Genomic DNA, 427 nt, shown 5'->3' on the forward strand with positions numbered 1-427 from the left:
GGCCGACCCCCCGCGAAAGCAGGCTCTGCAGCACGTTCGGGGCGATATTCGCATCGGTGACGACGAAAGACAGCATCGTCGCCATGTCAGGCGCGATCATGCCCGCACCCTTGGCAATGCCGTTGATTGTGACGGTGGTGCCGGAAATCTGCGCCGTCCGGGTCGCGACCTTCGGATAGGTATCCGTGGTCATGATCGCCTTGGCGGCTTCCAGCCAGAAATCGCCCGTCGCGCGCACGTTCATATCGCCCAGCACGCCGGCAAATTTCGTAGCATCGAGCGGCTCGCCAATCACGCCGGTCGAGGCAAGGAAAACCTCACCCACCGAACAGCCCACCGCTTCGGAGGCCGACTTGGCCGTCAGTTCCGTCGCAGCCTTGCCCTTCTTGCCGGTAAAAGCGTTGGCATTGCCGGAATTGACCACGAC

The 427-nt window shown here is 62.5% G+C and carries 1 protein-coding gene; it reads right to left on the reverse strand.

Going from position 1 to position 427, the window contains the following annotated elements:
- Window positions 1-427 (reverse strand): bifunctional ornithine acetyltransferase/N-acetylglutamate synthase (locus AC1D0P_RS30250; protein ID WP_477680107.1); only part of this gene is annotated, 427 nt, incomplete at both ends.

Source organism: Polaromonas sp. P1_G2, from assembly GCF_056405515.1.